The 18,673-nt window shown below is 73.5% G+C and carries 11 protein-coding genes; 7 read left to right on the plus strand and 4 right to left on the minus strand.

Annotation, left to right across the window (positions count from 1 at the left end; genetic code table 11):
- Nucleotides 1-15: 15 nt before the first annotated feature.
- Complete coding sequence (ligA, locus tag ACZ6TB_RS23870; RefSeq protein ID WP_465557066.1) at nucleotides 16-1,995, minus strand: NAD-dependent DNA ligase LigA; 1,980 nt, start codon at nucleotides 1,993-1,995, stop codon at nucleotides 16-18.
- A 75-nt stretch (nucleotides 1,996-2,070) separates the two neighbouring features.
- On the opposite strand from ligA, the gene ACZ6TB_RS23875 reads away from it, so the two are divergent.
- The 4 genes from ACZ6TB_RS23875 to ACZ6TB_RS23890 all read left to right on the plus strand — a co-directional run bounded on the left by ACZ6TB_RS23875 (nucleotide 2,071) and on the right by ACZ6TB_RS23890 (nucleotide 9,361).
- Complete coding sequence (locus ACZ6TB_RS23875; RefSeq protein WP_465557068.1) at nucleotides 2,071-2,991, plus strand: PIG-L family deacetylase; 921 nt, start codon at nucleotides 2,071-2,073, stop codon at nucleotides 2,989-2,991.
- Nucleotides 2,992-3,138: 147 nt separating this feature from the next.
- Nucleotides 3,139-6,990, plus strand: a complete 3,852-nt coding sequence (locus tag ACZ6TB_RS23880; protein ID WP_465557070.1) for a Pls/PosA family non-ribosomal peptide synthetase — start codon at nucleotides 3,139-3,141, stop codon at nucleotides 6,988-6,990.
- 6 nt (nucleotides 6,991-6,996) lie between these two features.
- Nucleotides 6,997-8,319 (plus strand): M1 family metallopeptidase, encoded by a 1,323-nt coding sequence (locus tag ACZ6TB_RS23885; RefSeq protein WP_465557072.1) that lies wholly within the window; start codon nucleotides 6,997-6,999, stop codon nucleotides 8,317-8,319.
- Between the two features lie 64 nt (nucleotides 8,320-8,383).
- Nucleotides 8,384-9,361, plus strand: a complete 978-nt coding sequence (locus tag ACZ6TB_RS23890; RefSeq protein ID WP_465557074.1) for a TAXI family TRAP transporter solute-binding subunit — start codon at nucleotides 8,384-8,386, stop codon at nucleotides 9,359-9,361.
- Between the two features lie 13 nt (nucleotides 9,362-9,374).
- Here the strand turns inward: ACZ6TB_RS23890 and ACZ6TB_RS23895 are convergent, their stop codons facing one another.
- Nucleotides 9,375-9,932, minus strand: coding sequence for a hypothetical protein (locus ACZ6TB_RS23895; protein ID WP_465557076.1), 558 nt, complete (start codon nucleotides 9,930-9,932; stop codon nucleotides 9,375-9,377).
- 129 nt (nucleotides 9,933-10,061) lie between these two features.
- Here ACZ6TB_RS23895 and ACZ6TB_RS23900 point away from each other — a divergent pair, with 129 nt between their 5' ends.
- Genes ACZ6TB_RS23900 through ACZ6TB_RS23910 form a run of 3 tightly spaced genes read left to right on the plus strand, consistent with a single transcriptional unit; the run spans nucleotide 10,062 to nucleotide 13,844 of the window.
- Nucleotides 10,062-11,990, plus strand: coding sequence for a histidine kinase (locus ACZ6TB_RS23900; protein WP_465557078.1), 1,929 nt, complete (start codon nucleotides 10,062-10,064; stop codon nucleotides 11,988-11,990).
- Nucleotides 11,981-12,625 carry a response regulator gene (locus ACZ6TB_RS23905; protein ID WP_465557080.1) on the plus strand — a complete coding sequence of 215 codons (645 nt, stop codon included), beginning with the start codon at nucleotides 11,981-11,983 and terminating at the stop codon, nucleotides 12,623-12,625. Before ACZ6TB_RS23900 ends, ACZ6TB_RS23905 begins: the two co-directional genes overlap by 10 nt.
- Before the next feature lie 37 nt (nucleotides 12,626-12,662).
- The gene (locus tag ACZ6TB_RS23910; protein ID WP_465557082.1) at nucleotides 12,663-13,844 is read left to right on the plus strand and encodes an ROK family transcriptional regulator; all 1,182 of its coding nucleotides are present in this window, start codon (nucleotides 12,663-12,665) and stop codon (nucleotides 13,842-13,844) included.
- On the opposite strand, the gene ACZ6TB_RS23915 is transcribed toward ACZ6TB_RS23910, so the two are convergent.
- Together ACZ6TB_RS23915 and ACZ6TB_RS23920 are read right to left on the minus strand one after the other, a co-directional pair.
- A complete protein-coding gene (locus ACZ6TB_RS23915; RefSeq protein ID WP_465557083.1) occupies nucleotides 13,838-16,270 on the minus strand; it encodes a hypothetical protein in 2,433 nt (810 codons plus the stop codon). The two genes, ACZ6TB_RS23910 and ACZ6TB_RS23915, sit on opposite strands and share 7 nt — an antisense overlap.
- Complete coding sequence (locus tag ACZ6TB_RS23920; protein WP_465557086.1) at nucleotides 16,270-18,663, minus strand: glycoside hydrolase family 2 protein; 2,394 nt, start codon at nucleotides 18,661-18,663, stop codon at nucleotides 16,270-16,272. Before ACZ6TB_RS23920 ends, ACZ6TB_RS23915 begins: the two co-directional genes overlap by 1 nt.
- Between the last annotated feature and the right edge of the window lie 10 nt (nucleotides 18,664-18,673).

Raw genomic sequence — 18,673 nt, forward strand, 5'->3', positions numbered from 1 at the left:
GGTGAGGGAACCCGGTCAGCCCGCCAGCATCTCGGCGAACTCGGCCGGGTCGATGATCGGGACGCCGAGCTGGGCCGCCTTCTTCGCCTTGGCCGTGGTCGTCTCGGAGGTGACCAGCGCGGTGGTGGTGGCCGAGACGCTGCCGCTGGCCCGGCCGCCCAGCTCCTCGATGCGCTCGCTCACCGTGGTGCGCGTGTAGCCCGGGACGCTGCCGCTGACCACGTATGTCTTGCCGTCCAGCGGTTTCTCCCCCGCGGTCTCGGGGACGCTCATCGTGACGCCGGCGGCGGCGAGCCGGTCGATCACGCCGGACATGGCGTCGAGGCCGTCGACCACGTGCTGCGCCTTGATCAGGCCCATCTTGTCGATCTCGGCGATCTCCTCGACGGTGGCGGCGCGCAGCGCGTCCATGGTCTTGAAGCGGGCGGCGAGCCAGCGGCCGACGCTGCGCCCGGTCATGCGGATGCCGAGGCCGGTGATGACGCGGTTGAACGGCTGGGTCTTGCTGTGCTCGAGCGACGCGACGACCTTGGCCGCGTTGAGCTTGCCGAGCAGCACGACGCCGCCCGCCTTGGTGTTGCCGACCGGCAGCTCGGCCAGCTGCTCCTCGGTCAGCCCGTAGAGGTCGGCGACGTCGTTGGCCAGGCCGGCGTTGACCAGGGCGACGCAGAGCGCCTCGCCGGCACCCTCGACGTCCAGCGCGTCGCGGCTGCACCAGTACTCGAGCGCGTTGGTGGCGCTGCACGAGGCGGTGTGGCAGCGCCAGAGCAGGCTCGTCTTGTCCCACGGCTCGCCGCACTGGGGGCAGGTCTCGGGCGGCGCCCACGGGGTGAGGCCGTGCGGCTGCTCGCCGATGGGCGCGGTGACCCGCGGGATGACGTCGCCCGCTCGCCACACCGCGACGGTCTGACCGATGGCGAGGCCCTGCTCCTCGACGAACTTGGGGTTGTGCAGCGTCGCGTAGGTGATCGTGGTGCCGTCGACGAAGACCGGGTCGAGCACCGCGCGCAGCGAGATGCGGCCGGTGCGCCCGACCCGCACCTCGATGTCGCGCAGCACCGTGGAGCCGGTGTCGGCGGGGTACTTGAACGCCGCCGCCCAGTGCGGCGTGCGGCTGCCGGAGCCGAGCCGGCGGCGCGTCGACTCCAGGTCGGCGGTGAGCACCGCGCCGTCGATCGGGAACTCGAGGCCGCGGCGCAGCTCGCCGATGCCCGCGATGGCGGCGAGCGCGGCGTCGGCGTCGGCGGCGACCTGGATCTCGCCGGTGGCGAGCCGGCCGGCCACCGGGAAGCCGAGCTCGACCGCGCGAGCCATGCGCTCGCGGTGGGAGGCGAAATCGCCGGAGATGTCGTACGCCGCGAAGGTCATCGGCGTCTCGTAGGTGCGGTCGACGCTGCGGATCGACCCGGCGACCGCGCCGCGCGAGTTGATGAACGCCTTGGCGCCGGCCGCGACCCGGTTGGCGCTCGCCGTCTCGAAGTCGCCGACGGTCATGTAGATCTCGCCGCGGACCTCGCCCGTCCACCCGGCGCCGAGCCGGGCGGGCAACCCGGCCACGCCGCGCAGCACCTGGGCGGTGACGTTCTCGCCGGTGCTGCCGTCGCCGCGCAGCGCGGCCAGGGCGAGCCGGCCCGACTCGTACTCCACCCGGATCGCGAGCCCGTCGAGCTTGACCTCGACCAGGCACGGGTCGCCGGCGAGGCTCGCCACGAAGGCGCGCACGTCGTCCTCCCCGGTGACCTTGCCGAGCGACATCATCGGCACCGGGTGCCGCACGTCGCCGCCGCCGGACACCCCGGCCGCGACCCGCGTGGTGAGGCCGCGGTCGTCCCACTCCGGGTGGGCCGTCTTCGCCGCGGCGATGCGGTCGAGCAACGCGTCGTAGTCGGCGTCGGTCATCACCACCTCGCCGGTGTCGTAATACGACTTGGCGGCGCCCTGGGCCCGGGCCACGGCGGCGGCGAAATCGGCTTCGGTCAGGGCGTTCTCGGTCATGCCGACAACCTACGTCCCCGGTACGACAAAATGGCGCACCGTCCACCTTGCACCGTCACGCTAGCCTCCACGCCGATGCGTGCGATCTTGGAACGCGGCCGCCGGCGGGCCCTCGCGATTCTCGCCGGGGCCGTGCTGGTTCCCGCCGCCGTCGTCGTCGGCCTGAGCACCGCTCGCCCGACCACACCGGCCGCGGGCTCGGCGTCGTGCACGATCGCCGACACCAGCATGGCCGTCGTCGCGCACCAGGACGACGACCTGCTGTTCATCAACCCGAACACGTACGCGGACATCGCCGCCCGGTGGTGCGTGACGGTGGTCTTCCTGACCGCGGGCGACGCCGGCCGGCCACCGCGGTACTGGCTCGGTCGCGAGGCCGGGGCGATGGCGGCGTACGCGTCGATGGCGGGTGCGCGGGACTCCTGGCGCTCGTCGACGATGGCCGTGGGCGGCCACCGGATCCACACCCGCACGCTGGCCGGCCGGAACGTGCGGCTGCTGTTCATGCGGTTGCCGACCGGCAGCCCGAACGGGTACCCGGTGCACCACTACGAGTGCCTCGGCAAGCTGCGCTCGGGCGCCATCGCCACGATCCACGCGGTCGACGGATCGGCCGCCTACACCGGCCCGTCGCTGCGGGCGACCCTGGCCGACCTCATGACGCTGATCCGCCCGTCGGTGATCCGGACCCTGGACTACTCGGCCGGGTACGCCGACGGCGACCACGCCGACCACCTGAACACGGCGTACTACACGTTCGAGGCGCAGCGGCAGTACGCCGTCGCGCACTCGCTGGCCGGCTTCCGCGGCTATCCGGTGGCCAGGCTGCCGGCCAACCAGTCCGACCAAGCCGCGGACCAGAAGCTACGATATTTCCTGAAATATGCGCAGCATGACCCGGCCGTGTGCCACACCGCCGCCGCCTGCCGGAAGAATCCCCAGTACTGGTCGTGGTTCTCCCGCACCTACCGGGTGACCGGCCCGTTCCGTCCGTGAGGCCTTCGCGGGTGTGTCCATGGCCACGAATTCGACATAGAGCCGTCACTTCCCGTTTCCTTCCCGTAACTTTGAACGCTGCCCCGCGCGGCCGACTGTCACGCGCCTGGCCGACGTTGACCGCGAGGTAGGGATGGTGCACGCCCGGTGACCGTGACGACCGATCCGCAGCTGATCGAGCTTCCCGAGATTGCCGAGGCGCCGCCGGCTCCGGCGCTGTTCCTGTCCTCCTCCGCGCCGGTCCGCCGCACGCTGGTCGACGTCCTCGACGCGACCGTGCGAGCCCATCCGGCGAGCCCCGCGCTGGACACCGGCGACACCAAGCTGACCTACCGCGAGCTGGCCGATCGGGTCGAGGCCCTGCGGGCACGCCTGAGCGAGCACGGCGTCGGCGCCGGCGACCGGGTCGGCGTCCGGGTCTCCTCCGGCACCGCGGAGCTCTACCTGGCCATCCTCGGCGTGCTGGCGGCCGGCGCGGCCTACGTCCCGGTCGACGCGGACGACCCCGACGAGCGCGCCGACCTGGTCTTCGGCGAGGCCGGCGTCTGCGCGGTCATCGGCGACGAGCTGAGCGTGACGCTGCGCGGAACCCCGGGCGGACGCCCCGGCCGCCCGGACCCGGCCGACGACGCCTGGATCATCTTCACCTCGGGCTCCACCGGCACCCCGAAGGGCGTCGCCGTCTCGCACGGCGCCGCGGCCGCCTTCGTCGACGCCGAGGCGCAGCTGTTCCTGGCCGAGGAGAGCCCGCTCGGCCCGCACGACCGGGTCCTGGCCGGCCTGTCGGTGGCCTTCGACGCGTCGTGCGAGGAGATGTGGCTGGCCTGGCGGCACGGCGCGTGCCTGGTGCCGGCCGCGCGCTCGCTGGTACGCAGCGGCGTCGACCTCGGCCCGTGGCTGGTCGAGCAGCGCATCACCGCCGTGTCGACGGTGCCGACGCTGGCCGCGCTGTGGCCGGTCGAGGCCCTCGACGACGTCCGTCTGCTGATCTTCGGGGGCGAGGCGTGCCCGCCCGAGCTCGCGGAGCGGCTGGCCGTCGAGGGGCGCGAGGTCTGGAACACGTACGGGCCGACCGAGGCGACCGTGGTCGCCTGCGCCGCGCGGATGACCGGCGACGGGCCGGTCCGCATCGGGCTGCCGCTGGCCGGCTGGGAGCTGACCGTCGTCGACCCGGCCGGTGTCCCGGTCGCGATGGGCGAGACCGGCGAGCTGGTCATCGGCGGCGTCGGCCTGGCCCGCTACCTGGACGCGGCGAAGGACGCCGAGAAGTTCGCCCCCCTCCCGGCGCTGGGCTGGTCGCGGGCGTACCGCAGCGGCGACATCGTGCGCGCCGAGCCCGAGGGGCTGCTGTTCCTCGGCCGCGGCGACGAGCAGGTGAAGCTCGGCGGCCGCCGGATCGAGCTGGGCGAGGTGGACGCCGCCCTGCAGGCGCTGCCCGGGGTCGCCGGCGCGGCGGCCGCGGTGAAGCGGACCGCGGCCGGCAACCAGCTGCTGGTCGGCTACGTCGTGCCGCGCGACGGGTTCGACGCCGTCGCCGCCGCCGAGCGCATCCGCGAGCAGCTCCCGGCCGCGCTGGTCCCGCTGCTGGCCGAGGTGGCCGAGCTCCCGACCCGTACCTCCGGAAAGGTCGACCGCGCCGCCCTGCCCTGGCCCCTGGCCGGCGGTGGCGGCGACACCGAGCTCACCGCGACGCAGGCGTGGCTCGCCGAGGGCTGGGAGCAGATCCTCGGCGTGCGCCCGGCGACGCCGGACGCCGACTTCTTCAGCAGCGGCGGCAGCAGCCTCGGCGCCGCCCAGCTGGTGGCCTGGATCCGGCGGGCGCACCCGCAGGTCTCGGTGGCCGGCGTCTACCAGAACCCCCGGCTGTCGCAGATGGCGGCGGTGATCGAGGCGCTGGACACGACGTCGCGCGTCCGCCGCGAGGTCCGGCCCACGCCCCTGCGGTCCGGGCTGTTCCAGGCGCTGCTGATGCTGCCGATGCTCGCGCTCGTCGGGCTGCGCTGGGTCACCGTCCTCGCGACCCTCGGCAACCTGCTGGTGTCCTGGGCGCCGCAGATCTCCTGGTGGTGGATCGCGGCCGGCTGGGTGCTCCTGTTCAGCCCGCCGGGGCGGATCGCGGTGGCGGCGGCCGGGGCGCGGTCGCTGCTCCGGGGCGTGCGCCCGGGCGACTACCCCCGCGGCGGCGGTGTCCACCTGCGGTTGTGGGCGGCCGAGCGGCTCGCCGAGCTGACCGGCGCGACCGGGGTGGCCGGGGCCGGCTGGATGATCACGTACGCGAAGGCGCTCGGCGCGTCCATCGGGCCGGACGTCGACCTGCACTCCGCGCCGCCGGTCACCGGCCTGCTGAAGCTCGGCCGCGGCGCGGCGGTCGAGCCCGAGGTCGACCTGTCCGGCTACTGGGTCGACGGCGACGTCGTCCGGGTCGGCAAGGTGCGCATCGGCGCGGGCAGCCGGGTCGGCGCCCGCAGCACGCTCATGCCCGGCGCCCGGATCGGCAAGGGCGCGAACATCGCCGCCGGGTCGACCGTCACCGGCGCCGTGCCGGCGAACCGCCGCTGGGCCGGTTCACCGGCCGTCCCCGCCGCCAAGGGCGCGGCCGCCTGGCCGGCCGAGCGTCCCGCGCGGCGGTCCCGGCTGTGGGTGGGCTGGTACAGCCTGACCGCCCAGCTCCTGGGCCTGCTGCCGGTGGTGGCCGTGCTCCCGGCCCTGGTCCTCGTGGCCGTCTCGGTCTACCTCGTCCCGGTCGCGGCGGTCGCCTACTTCCTGACCTACGCCCTGCTCGTGCTGGCCGCGGTGCGCCTGCTCGGCCTCGGCGTGCGGGCCGGCTTCCACCCCGTCCGCGGGCGGGTGGCGTGGCAGGTCTGGACGACCGAGCGCCTGATGGGGATGGCCCGCTCGGCGCTGTTCCCGATCTACGCGAGCCTGTTCACGCCGGTGTGGCTGCGGCTGCTGGGCGCCAAGGTCGGCCGCAACGTCGAGGCCTCCACGGTGCTCGCGCTGCCGGCCATGACGACGGTCGACGACGGCGCGTTCCTGGCCGACGACACCATGGTCGCCACCTACGAGCTGAGCCACGGCTGGCTGCGGGTGGCCCCGGCCCGGATCGGCAAGCAGGCGTTCCTCGGCAACTCCGGGATGGCCGCGCCCGGCCGCTCGGTGCCCAAGCGGGGCCTGGTCGGGGTGCTCTCGTCGGCGCCGCGCAAGGCGAAGAAGGGCTCGTCGTGGCTCGGCGCGCCGCCGATGCCGCTGCGCCGCACCGTCGGGGCCGCCGACAGCAGCCGCACCTACGACCCGCCGCTGCGCCTCAAGCTGGCCCGGGCCGCGATCGAGCTGTGCCGGATCGTCCCGGTGATGCTCGCCGGCGTGCTGGCCGTCCTCGTGCTCGGCACGCTCGCCCGCATCTGGCACGACGCCGGCGCGTGGGTCGCCGCGCTCGCCGCCGGCCCGGTCATGCTGGTCGCGGCGATCGCCGCCGCGCTCACCGCGACCGCCGCGAAGTGGCTGCTGGTCGGCCGGTTCCGGGTCACCGACCACGCGCTGTGGACGTCGTTCGTCTGGCGCAACGAGCTCGCCGACACGTTCGTCGAGGCGCTCGCCGCGCCGTGGCTGTTCCGCTTCGCCACCGGCACCCCCCTGCTGAACATCTGGCTGCGGACGCTCGGCGCGAAGATCGGCCGGGGCGCGTGGCTGGAGACCTTCTGGCTGCCGGAGTACGACCTGGTGCGGCTCGGGGCGGGCGCGACGGTCAACCGGGGCTGCGTGGTGCAGACTCACCTGTTTCATGATCGGATCATGAGCATGGATGAGGTGACCCTGGGCGCGGGCGCGACGCTCGGCCCGCACGGGATCGTTCTGCCCGGCGCGAGCATCGGCGCGCGTACCACCGTAGGCCCGGGCTCGCTGGTCACCCGGGGCGACGCGGTGCCCGACGACAGCCGGTGGCTGGGCAATCCGATCGCGAATTGGGACTCCGCCGTCCGTCGGACCAGGCTTGGGTAGCGGCACATGACCCCACCGGGTGCGGACCACTCGGCCGATTCGTACCTCCCGCGGCACGGAAACGGCGGATACCGGGCTCTGCACTACGAGCTGGACCTCGACTACCGCGTCATGACCAACCGGCTCGCCGGCAAGGCGGTCATCACCGCGCGGGCCGTCCAGTCGCTGTCCCGGTTCAGCCTCGACCTCGGCCAGTTCCGGGTCCAGGACGTCCGGGTGGACGGGCGGCGGGCGACCTTCACCCACCGGGCGGGCAAGCTGCGGATCAAGCCGGAGCGGCCGATCGGCCACGGCGCGATCTTCCAGACCGAGATCCGGTACGCCGGGACGCCGGTGCCCATCTCGGGACGGTGGGGCGACATCGGCTGGGACGAGCTGACCGACGGCGCGCTGGTGGCCAGCCAGCCGAACGGGGCGCCGTCCTGGTTCCCGTGCAACGACCGGCCCGCCGAGAAGGCCAGCTTCCTGGTCACGCTGACCGCGCCGGCGCCGTACACGGTGGTGGTCACCGGCGACCTGGTCTCCCGGCGCCGGGGCGCCGGCACCCGCACCTGGGTCTACGAGCGGAACGAGCCGACCGCGCCGTACCTCATGAGCGTGCAGGTCGGGCGGTACGAGCTGGTCGACCTGGCGGTGGGCGGGGTGACCCAGCGGGCCGCCGTCCCGTCCCGGCTCCTGCCGGTCTTCAACTACGACTTCGGCCGGCACGGCGAGATCATGACGGCGATGGAGGGGCTGTTCGGGCCCTATCCGTTCCGGGAGTACGTCGTGGTGGTCGCCGACGACGACCTGGACGACCCGATCGAGGCCCAGGGCATGGCCATCTTCGGGCGCAACCACCTGGACGGACGCCGTACGCACGAGCGGCTGTTCGCCCACGAGCTGGCGCACCAGTGGTTCGGCAACAGCCTCACGGTCGCCGACTGGCGGCACATCTGGCTCAACGAGGGCTTCGCCACCTACGCCGAGTGGCTGTGGTCGGCCGCGTCCGGCGGCCCGTCGACGGACGCCCACGCCGCCCAGTGGCACGCCCGGCTGGCGACGCAGCCGGCGAACATCGTCATCACCGACCCCGGCGTGAACCGCATGTTCGACCCGGCGGTCTACAAGCGCGGCGCGCTGGCCCTGCACGCCCTGCGCACGAAGGTCGGCGACCCGGTGTTCTTCGCGATGCTGCGCTCGTGGGTGGCCGAGCACCAGCACGGGCTGGTGACGACCGCCGAGTTCCGCGAGCACGCCCGCCGTTTCGCCCGCGCCCCGGTCGACGACCTGCTCACCGCGTGGCTCGACCGCCCGGCGCTGCCCGCGCTGCCCGTCTTCGGCTTCTGAGGCGGGGCTTGCGGGCTTGCGGCCTTCGCCGGAGCACGGTATCCACGGCGGTGGAGGTGCGATCGTGATTCTTCCCGGCCTGCCGCCGATCGATCCGCTCAACATCCGACCGCTGCTCATGCTCGACGTCGCGCACGAGATGATGCTCAGCAAACAATGGCCGCTCCGGGCCGTCTCCGTGGTCTTCGAGAGCCACACCGACCCCGGGGCCCGGTTCACCTTCTACGGCGCGAACCATCCCCGCTCGATCGACGAGATCCACGAGCGGCGCCTGGACATCGCGATCCTCAACCCGGTCGCGTTGCTGAACATGGCGCGGCTGGGCCGGGGCGCCTACGACCGCCCGCGCGACGTCGCGACGATCGCGGTGCTGCCGCACGACGACCAGCTCGGCTTCGCGGTCGCCGACCGCCTCGGCTTCGCGAGCCTCGCCGACATCGCGGCCGCGCGCTACCCGCTGAAGGTGTCGGTGCGGGGCTCGCTCGACGCCGCGACGAGCATCTCGGTGGACGTGGTGCTGCGGGCGTACGGCTTCGGCCTCGCCGACATCACGTCGTGGGGCGGCAGCGTGCGCTACGACCAGCCGATGCCGATGCGCGGCGACACCGACCGGATCGGCCGGCTCGCGTCCGGCGAGATCGACGCCATCTTCGAGGAGGGCGTCGTCCTGTGGGCCGACGCCCTCGCCGACGCCGGCGCCTCCCTGCTCCCCCTGGACGACGAACACCTGCAAGTCCTGGAACAGCAGGGCTTCCGCCGCGGCGTCATCGCCAAGTCCCGGTACCCGTCGCTGCCGGCCGACGTCCCGACGGTCGACTACAGCGGCTGGCCGATCTTCTGCCGCACCGACACGCCCGACCCGGTGGTCGAGCAGTTCTGCCGCGGCCTCGACGCCGCCAAGGACCACCTGGTCTGGGACCTGGGCCCGGTCCACCAGGCGCCGATGCCGCTGGCCCGCATGGTCGCCGACTCCCCGGCCACGCCGCTCGACGTGCCCCTGCACCCCCGGGCCGCGGCGGTCTGGCGCGAGCTGGGCTACTGACGGCGTGCCGGCCTCATGCGTGGCGGCCCGCAGGGCTGACGGCGCGGAGGCCGGCCACGCCGGCGAACCCGGCGACGAGCGCGACGTTCACCGCGACCGCCAGCCAGGCGATGTTGGCGATGTGGGCGACCGGCCAGGCCAGGGCGGCCACGGCGACGGCGGCCGCGGCCCACTGCGGGCCTGGCCGGCGAATCGCGACCGCGCACAGCAGCAGCATCAGCGGAAAGCACAGGCCGAGCGGCTTGATGAGCACCGCGGCGCCCCCGGCGTCGACCAGGTCGGTGTCGCCGAGCGACACGTGGATCGTGTTGAACCCGTACGCGACGCTGCCGGCCACGCCGATGACGCCGACGACGAGGAGGACGGCGGCGAAGTAGCCGGTGCTGCGCTGCACGACCCAGAGCAGGACAAAGGTGTACGCGATGCTCGCGAGCACGTGCACGACCGCGGCGCTCGGATCGGCCCAGCCGCGGGCCGCGTAGAGGCCGTCGGCGATCAGGTAGAGCACGGGGGCGACGACGAGTGACGCGGTGAGCAGCCGGTCGATCGGGGTGCCGGACGGTGTGGTCATGGAAGCCTCCGGGTGGGATGTTTCCGGTACCCTCGCCTCCCGCCGCCGCCCGGGGCATCCGGGTCAGCCCGCCGACATTGCCGGGTTAACCCTGATCACATGAGGCCGGCGCGCTGGCACCATACAAGCGTGGTCCGGAGCGCAACGGCTGGTCGGGCGGCCGGCGCGGCAACTGCCGCGATGGTCGCCGGCGGGTTCGCGCTCGGTTTTCATGTCGGCAATCTCCACAACGCGCTCATCGCGGTCTCGTTCACCGCGGTCGGGCTGTACGTCGTCCGCCGCCGGCCCGGCCACCGCGAGGGCCTGCTGTTCGTGGCCACCGGCACGGCGCACGCGGTGATGTTCGCGGGCCGCCAGTACGGCCTGCATCCGGGACCGCTGCCGGGGGCGTCGTGGATCGGGTGGCTGGGTGTCTGGCCGTTGCCGCTCGTCCTGGTGCTCGCCGGGGTGACGGTGATGGGCTTCCCCGACGGCCGGCTCCCCTCGGCCGGATGGCGATGGGTCGCCGGGATCCTCGCGGCGATCGGGTCGGTCCTCACCCTGATGTCGGCGCTGTGGCCGGTCGAATACGCGCGGACCGGCCTGGTCGCGCCGCATCCGCTGCAGGTGCCGGGCTCGGCCGCGGCGGAGGCGGTCTATCAGGTCTGCCGCCCGGTCGCCTATCTGCTGTTCCAGCTGACGGCGGCGGTGTGCGTCGCCGTCCGGTTCCGCCGGGCCCGCGGCGACGAGAGTCGCCAGCTGCGGTGGTTCCTGTTCGCCGTGACGGTGTCGGCCGTGGTCATGGTCCTCGGCCTGGTCCTGTTCGGCTCCCCGCTGGCCGGCACGCTGACCGTCCCGCTGGTGGCGGCCGCGGCCGGCGCGGCGATCCTGAAGTACCGGCTCTACGACATCGATCCGGTCATCAACAAGTCCCTGGTGGTCGGCGTGATGGCGGCCGTGGTGACGGTCGGCTACGCCGCCGTCGTGGTCGGCGCGGGCCAGCTCGTCCGCGGTTCCAGCACGCTGCTGTCGCTGGTCGCCACCGCGCTCGTGGCCGTCGCCTTCGAGCCGGTGCGCCGGCGCGTGCAGCGGCTGGCCGACCGGCTGGTGTACGGGCGCCGGCCCACGCCGTACGAGGCCCTGGCCCGCCTGTCCGCGCACCTCGCCGGGCCGGCCGGGCTGCTGCTCGACGGCATCTGCGCCACGGTGGCCGACGCCGTCGGCGCCCGGGAGGTGGTGTTGTGGGCCGGTCCCCCGGACGCCCTGCGCGCCGTGTCGGCCTGGCCCGCCGCCGCGCGGGCGAGCGATGTCCCGCGGCTCGCCGACCCGGCCACCGTGGCGGTCCGGCACGACGGCCGCCTGCTGGGCGTCATCACGGTGACGAAGGCTCCGGGTGACGCGCTGTCCGGCGCCGAGCGGAGCCTGGCCGCCGACCTGGCCGCTCAGGCGGGCCTGGTCCTCGAGCTGCGGGCGGCCGCCCAGCGACTGGTCGCGGCGGGCGACGCGGCCCGCCGGCGGCTGGAGCGTGACCTGCACGATGGGGCGCAGCAGCGGCTGGTGACCGTGGCCCTGGAGCTGGGCGCGGTGGTGCGGCAGGCCCACGCCACCGGCTCGGCGGAGCTGGCGGCCCAGGCGGACGCCGTCCGAGCGGGGCTGCTGGAGGCCACCGCCGAGCTGCGCGAGATGGCCCGCGGTCTGCATCCGTCCGTGCTCACCCAGGACGGCCTCGAGGCCGCGGTCGGCTTCCTGGCCGACCGTTCGCCGCTGCCGGTCCGGCTCACCGTGGCCGTCGGCCGGCGGCTGCCGGCCGAGGTCGAGGCGACGGCCTACTTCGTGATCAGCGAGGGGCTGACCAATGCCGCCAAGCACGCCGGGGCCGGGCTGGTCACCGTTCGGGCCCAGCTCACCGATGCGGAGCTGGTCGTGGAGGTCGGCGACGACGGCTGCGGCGGCGCCACGGTGACGCCCGGCGGCGGCCTGGAGAGCCTGGCCGATCGGCTCGCCACGCTGGACGCGCGCCTGCACATCGACGAGGGGCCGGCCGGCACCCGGCTGCGGGCGGTGATCCCGTGCGGGTGATGCTGGCCGACGACGCCGTGCTCTTCCGCGAGGGCATGGCCCGGATTCTCACCGAGACCGGCTTCACCGTCACCGGCCAGACGAGCGACGGGACGGCGCTGCTCGATCTGGTCCGGGCCGACCCGCCCGACGTCGCGGTGATCGACCTGCGCATGCCGCCGGGCTTCGCATCCGAGGGCATCGACACCGCCACCGCCATCCGGCGGCTCGCGCCCGGGGTCGGGCTGATGCTGCTGTCGCAGTACGTCGAGGTCCATCACGCGCTGCGCCTGATGACCGACTTCGACGGTGGCGTCGGCTACCTGCTCAAGGACCGCGTCTCGGATCTGACCGCGTTCGGGAGCGACGTGCGCCGGGTGGCCCGGGGCGAGACGGTCCTCGATCCCGAGCTGGTCGCCCGGCTGGTGGCCCGGCGCCGGGAGCGCGACCCGCTCGACGCGCTGACCGGGCGGGAACGCGCCGTGCTCGCGCTCATGGCCCAGGGCCTGTCCAACGCGGCGGTGGCCGCCGACCTCCACCTCGCGGTCAAGACGGTGGAAGCGCACGTCACCGCGATCTTCACCAAGCTGAATCTCATGCCGCACGACCGCGAGCACCGCCGCGTCCTCGCCGTGCTGACGTTCCTGAGGGCATGACGAAACGGCTCCGCCGGCCAGGCGATACCGTACGGCCATGGCACGTCGAGAAACGCCAGCTGCCGGGCCGGGCAGTCGCGCCCTGATCGTGGATGTGGTTCGGTCGGCCGTCACCATCAGCCGGGTCGAGCTCGCCGAGCGGACCGGTCTCACCCAGCCGTCGATCTCCAACATCGTGCGTGACCTGATCGCCGACGGTGTCATCCACGAGACCGGGTCGGCCGACTCGGCCCGGGGCAAGCCGCGCAAGCTGATCGCGATCAACCCGGCCAACCGGTTCGGGCTCGGGTTCCAGCTCGGGCCGGAGTCGGTCACCTGCGTGGCCATCGACCTCACCGGCGGGGTGGTCGGCCGCGAGGTCGTCCCGCTCGACGGCACCGACCTGCCCGACCAGCTCGCCGCCCGGTTCGACGACTTCACCGGCGGCCTCGACCTGCCGCGCGACCGGATCGAGGGCCTGACCATCGTGGCGCCGACGGCCCGCCCGGGCCACGAGTCGGACGGCCCCGACCTGCCCGCGGTCCGCGCCGCCCTGGCCGAGCGGTTGAAGATCCCGGTGCTGGTCGAGAACGACGCGGCGGCCGCCGCCCTCGGCGAGTTCTGGAGCCGGCGGGTCTCCCGCGAGCAGTCCTTCGGCAGCGTCTACCTGAACTCCGGGATCGGCGCCGGCCTGGTCTTCGGCGGCGCGCTGTTCCGCGGCGCGAGCTTCGACGCGGGCGAGCTGGGCCACCTGTCCATCCACTACGACGGGCGGCCCTGCCCGTGCGGCAACCGGGGCTGCGTCGAGCGATACGCGTCGCTGCGGGCGATCGTGGCCGCGGCCCGGGAGGATCCGGCGCTGGCCGCGCGCCTTCCGCTCGGCGGCAGCGAGGCGAGCGCGTACGACGCGATCGCCCGCGCTGCGGTCGGTGGCGACCCGGCCGCCTTCGCCGTGGTCGACGAGGCCGCCCAGCGGCTCAGCGTGGCGGTGACGTCGATGGTGAACCTGCTCGACCTCGGCCGCGTCGTCCTCACCGGGCCGGCCGTCGCCGTCGCCGGCTCGATCTACGCCCGCCGGCTGCGCGGACACCTCGCCCGGACGGCCCACGCCCGGCATCGGCACGAGGTCGTCGTCGAGTTGTCCGCGCAACCGCGCGACGCGGCCGGCATCGGCGCCGCGGCCCTGGCCGTCCAGGCGTCGATCTCCCCCGGCCACACCGCCGGCGTCGCCTCTCACTGAATCACGGGGACCGCCCTCACGTCGTCGACCACGAGCCGGCTCGCGCCGCTCCCGCCGATGTAGAACGACAGCTGCGTGAAGTGCTGCAGGTCGAGCGGCCCCACCGTCGCCCAGGACGGCTGGGCGAAGGACGAGAACGGCACCCGCACGACCCCGGACGGGGTGCCGGCCGGAAGGGTGGCCTCCCAGTACAGCCCGTTCGCGACGAACTGGATCGAGATGCTGCCGGTGGTGCCGGAACGGTCCAGCGCCAGCTCGATGCCGGCCTGTCCCCACAGGTCGATCGGGGCGGCGAAGGTCCGGCTGACGCCCGCGTAGCCGGCCGTTCCCGGGGTCACGTCGAGCCGCATGGCGTGGCCCGTGCCCGCGGCGATCAGCGAGGGGGTGATGACGTCGCCCCCGGTGTTCCGGGGATAGGCCGCGACCAGCGCGCCGCCGTCGGCGTACCCCTCGAAGTCGTCGATCGTCGTTGCCGCCGTCGGCCGGGCCCTCGTCTCGAAGCTCGCGAGCGGCGTGGTCGTGCTGCCCGCCGCGTTGGTGGCCCGCACCCTCCAGTGCCAGGTGGTGCCCGCGTCGAGGCCCTGCGCGAGGGCGTAGCTGGTGCCGGTGGTGGTCACGCTGATCACCGGGTCGGTCAGGTTCGCGTTCCGCGAGACGGTGAGCGTGTAGTAACCGACGCCGGTGGACGGCTGCCAGGAGAAGGACTGCGGCCCGATGACTCCGGTGGCGCCGGTGGCCGGCGAGGTAACGGCGAACGCCCCGGGCCGGTGGGCGGCCGGCGCCGGGTCGGTGGCCCAGAACGTGGTCCGGGCGAGGCCGGCCCGCGACTGCCGGGGCCAGACCAGGCGCACGTGGCCGGCCGGCGTCGAAGCCGTGATCGTGTACGGACCGTGCCCGTCGACCCGCGACCGGACCGTCCGCCACGTCGCGCCGTCGTCCGACACCTGCACCGTCAGCTCCGGGCGGCCGGGCCCCACGACCTCGAACGCGGCCCGCCTCGCCCCGGGAACGTTCCAGCTCACCCACGCGGTGCCGGCGTCGGCCGGGTAGGTGGCATCGGGGCGCGTCTCCAGGTTGGCCGAGCCGCCGGACGCCGGGTCGGTCACCGCGGTCTCGGCGCCGCCGACATACTGCGGCTCCGACACCGTGCCCGGCTTGCCGTGGGTGAAGGCGACGACGCGATACCAGGCGTCGCCGGTCACCGCGCGGTCCGGCCAGGGCGTGTCGTCGTCGGTGAGCAGCCCGTCGTGGGCCGGCCGCCAGCCGCCGTACGAGGTCCGCCGCTCGACCCGGTAGCCGTCGGCCCCGGCGGCGCCGCGCCACTGCAGGACGTTGAAGCCGCCCGCCTTGGCGATCGCGGTGATCAGCGGGGTGCCGGCCGGCCGGGTCGCCGGCTTCCCCCCGAGCGCCTTCGCGTACGCCGCCTGCGCCGCGGCGTCGGGATAGTGGAACGTGAAGCCGTCGTCGTGCTGGACGTAGCCGTACCGGTCGTTGTGCCCGAACAGTGACCACGACAGCATCCCGGTGACGTTCTGGTCGCCGATCAGCGGCTGGAAGAACGCGGCGTTCGCGGACGTCGACGCGTACTCGCCGGCGATGTAGGCCTTGCTCGCCGCGGCGACGGTTGCCGCGTCGGCCTCGACCTTCGCGGCGGTCGGCGGGTAGTAGTGGACGTCGACGATGTCCACGTCGGGGGCGGCCAGCGTGTCCGGGTCGATGTCGAACCGGCGGCCGGCGGCGATCAGCTGGCGCGGCGCCCAGTCCGAGAACAGCTTGGCGTTGGCGTTGATCCAGTCCGGCGTCATGCCCTCGAGCTCGTTGCCGAGCTCCCACGCCATCACGGTCGGGTCGTCGACCAGGCGCCTGCCGGTGAAGGCGTTGACGTGGCGCATGACGTGGGCGACGTACGCCTGGTAGTCGGCGATCACCCGGGGATCGGTGTAGAAAGCGGACTCGGGCAACCCGTACGCGCCGGTGAAGTCCGCATGTCCGCCGTGGTAGTAGGCCCAGTTGTCGGTCAGCGGAAGAACAAGGCGGAGACCCAGTTTCCCGGCGTACGCGATGGCGTAGTCGATGGTCCGGAACGCCTCGTCGTTGAAGCCCGCCTCCTTCGACGGCAGCAACGTCTTGGCGCTGCCGGTCGACACGAGCATGTGGCTGCGCACGACCGTCATGCCCAGGGACTTGGCCGTGTCGAGGGCATCGCGGATGCGGAAGTACGTCGGGTAGTCGACGCCGCCGACGTTCTCGTCGAGGCCGAGCCAGTAGATGTTCGTCCCGGCGAAGCGGAACTGCTTGCCGTCGAGGACCAGCCGGGAGCCGGCCCGCTGCACGAAGGAACTCGGAGTCGCGGCCGCGGGGCCGGCGATCCCGGTCGTCATGACGGTGACGGCGAGCGCCGCACCGAGTAACCGTCGAAAGTTCATCACAACACCGCCGAGAGGTTGGTGAGGACCCAGGGCGCCTTGACGGACGCCGGGTCGAGGTCGAGGGGCGCGCGGACGTGGAACACGGCGGACTCGCCGGCCAGCAGGGTGACGAAACCCCGGTCGGCGACCGCCTCGGGGTGGATGCGGTCGGGCTGCAGCAGGATGTCGCGGGCGAGGCCGACCGCCTGCACGTGGACGTCGAGCCCGCCGGGGACGGTGTGGACGTCGACGGTGAGGCCGGGATCGTCGTGGGTGAACTCCCGGTCCTCCACGGCGAACCACAGGGCGCGGACGTCGCCGAACCGGCTGACGAGTAGTTCGGAAGTGGGATCGCCGAACCTGGCCACCGCGGCCGGCACCGGCACCAGCGTCACCGACCGCGCGGGCACGGTGATCCACTGGGTGGCGGTGGCCAGGACGGCGCCGCCGCTGTCCTGCCGTTCGACCAGCAGCGGCCCGGTCCATTCGGCCGGGTGGTCGTTGAGCACGGCCACGACCGGGCCGCCGTCGCGGGGCTGGATGGTCAGCGCGCGATCGGCGTGCAGCTCCTTCAGGGCGAAGTAGAGCGGCTTGTGCCGGCCGGCGCCGTCGATGGCCGCCCACGAGGTCACCGGCCACAGGTCGTTGAGCTGCCACAGAATCGTGCCGCCGGTGTGCGGCCAATGTGAGCGCCAGTGCTCGACGCCGGTGCGGATCGCCCGCACCTGGTTGAGCTGGGTGAGGTAGTGCCAGGCCTCGACACCCTTGGCGGAAGAGCCGAAATGCGGGGCGAGGCCACGGGCCAGCTTGCCGTTGCCGTCCTCGGCCTTCTGGTGGTGCAGGACGCCGGGCGAGTCCGGAAGCAGGGGCTCGTCGGAGACCGCCTCGCGCAGCGTGGTCCAGGCCGGGGGCGCCTGCCAGCCGAACTCGGCGACGAACCGCGGCGCGGTGTCGCGGTAGTTCAGGTAGTCCTCCCGGTTCCACACCTCCCACGAGTGGAACGTGCCGTGGTCCGGGTCGTTCGGGGGCAGGTCGGTGCGGCCCGGCCAGGGGCTGCCGGCCTGGTAGGGACGGGTGGGGTCGAGCTCGGCGACGATCGACGGCAACGTTTCCAGGTAGTACTTCTCGCCCCAGGAATGGTCGCCGCCCCAGCCCATGGCCTCATGCAGCCACAGGTTCTCGTTGTTGCCGTTCCAGGTGATGAGGCTTGGGTGCGGGGCGAGGCGGGTCACGTTCTCCCGGGCCTCGGCCACCACCTCCGAGAAGAGCGGCTCCTCCTCGGGATAGTCGGCGCAGGCGAACAGGAAGTCCTGCCACACCATCAGGCCGAGCTCGTCGCAGACCTCGTAGAAGTCGCGGTCCTCGTAGATGCCGCCGCCCCAGACCCGGATCAGGTTGACGCCGGCGTCGGCGGCCTCGCGCAGCCGGTGCTCGTAGCGCGCGCGGGTCATCCGGGCCGGGAAGATGTCGTCCGGGATCCAGTTGACGCCCTTCACCAGCACCGGGGAGCCGTTGACCCGGAAGACGAAACCGCCGCCGGTACGGTCGAGCTCGACCGTGCGGAAGCCGGTGCGCCGCTGCCAGCGGTCGAGCACCTCGTCGCCGTCGAGAAGCTCGACGGTCAGCTCGTACAGCGTCGCCTCGCCGTGGCCGCGCGGGTTCCAGGGCGTCACGTCGCCGACAGCCACGCTCTGTCGGTGAGAGGTGACGCCGCCCGGCAGCTCGATCTCCGCGATCGGCATCTCGTCGAGCAGCACGCGGGCGCGCAGGTCACGGTCGCGGGTGCGCTCCACGTCGACGGTCAGGTCGAGCCGGCCGGCGCCGTCGAACGTCGCGAGTGGACGGACGGTGGCCAGCCGGGCCGTGCTCCAGCCCTCCAGCCGCACCGGCCGCCAGATGCCGGCGGTGACCAGCGTAGGGCCCCAGTCCCAGCCGAACGAGCAGGCCATCTTGCGGATGAAGTTGAACGGCTCCGGGTACGCGTTGGGCCGCGGACCGAGCAGATCACGTACGCGTTCCGCCTCGGTGTACGCGGACGTGAACAGCACGCTGAGCCGCTGTGGGTCCGCGCCGGCGAGCGCCGTCACGTCGTACCGGAAGCTTCGGTGCATGTTGCGAGTCGTGCCGAAAGCGACCCCGCCCAGCGCGATCGACGCCACCGTGTCGAGGCCCTCGAAGACCAGGTCGATCCGGTCGTGCGCGGGCCCGTCCCAGCCGATTTCCCGGCTGTACTCCCAGTCGGTGCGCCCGACCCAGGCGACCGCCTTCTCGTTCTCGTCGAGGAACGGGTCCGGCAGCCGGCCCTCGTTGAGCAGGTCGACGTGGACGCATCCCGGCACGGTTCCCGGCAGCGGGTCCACTGTGTCCGCTCGCAGATCCCAGACGCCGCCGAGGTTTTTCGCGTGCAGCATGCGCGCTTCC

The organism is Actinoplanes sp. NPDC051537 (assembly GCF_055586105.1).

Coding starts and splice junctions, on each gene's coding strand:
- ACZ6TB_RS23915 (WP_465557083.1), bottom strand. CDS start 16,270: ATGAACTTTCGACGGTTACTCGGTGCGGCGCTCGCCGTCACCGTCATG.
- ACZ6TB_RS23875 (WP_465557068.1), top strand. CDS start 2,071: ATGCGTGCGATCTTGGAACGCGGCCGCCGGCGGGCCCTCGCGATTCTC.
- ACZ6TB_RS23885 (WP_465557072.1), top strand. CDS start 6,997: ATGACCCCACCGGGTGCGGACCACTCGGCCGATTCGTACCTCCCGCGG.
- ACZ6TB_RS23920 (WP_465557086.1), bottom strand. CDS start 18,663: ATGCTGCACGCGAAAAACCTCGGCGGCGTCTGGGATCTGCGAGCGGAC.
- ligA (WP_465557066.1), bottom strand. CDS start 1,995: ATGACCGAGAACGCCCTGACCGAAGCCGATTTCGCCGCCGCCGTGGCC.
- ACZ6TB_RS23910 (WP_465557082.1), top strand. CDS start 12,663: ATGGCACGTCGAGAAACGCCAGCTGCCGGGCCGGGCAGTCGCGCCCTG.
- ACZ6TB_RS23895 (WP_465557076.1), bottom strand. CDS start 9,932: ATGACCACACCGTCCGGCACCCCGATCGACCGGCTGCTCACCGCGTCA.